Source organism: Psychrobacter sp. 16-MNA-CIBAN-0192 (assembly GCF_040309565.1).
Taxonomy (GTDB): domain Bacteria; phylum Pseudomonadota; class Gammaproteobacteria; order Pseudomonadales; family Moraxellaceae; genus Psychrobacter.
Genome location: NZ_JBEOOX010000438.1, coordinates 1 through 258, shown reverse-complemented (window position 1 = coordinate 258; position 258 = coordinate 1). Strand labels below are relative to the sequence as shown.

Annotated in this window: 1 protein-coding gene; it reads right to left on the bottom strand. The window is 43.0% G+C overall.

What is annotated here, in order from left to right:
- Positions 1-211, bottom strand: a 211-nt coding sequence (locus AAEY78_RS13870; protein WP_352339946.1) for a hypothetical protein, incomplete at its 3' end; no start/stop codon positions are given.
- Between the last annotated feature and the right edge of the window lie 47 nt (positions 212-258).

The following is a 258-nucleotide window of genomic DNA, read 5'->3' as shown; positions in this document are numbered from 1 at the left end:
AGCTGACATCGATCAAGTCCTCTTCAAGTCCTTTGACGGTATAAGGAGTCGCATCTAACTGACCCACAAAACCGCTTTGAATATTAAGGTCATCTCCAGAGGCGTTGGTATACATTAGGCTACCGGTTAGACGAGTATCACTAGTAGCAAAAGCGTATTCGCCACGTGCACCAATAGATGCTAGAACGACATCAGAAGATTGGTCATTCATATTAAGATTCCAAAGATCTGCACCTTTTTCACTGAAACCATCTACAG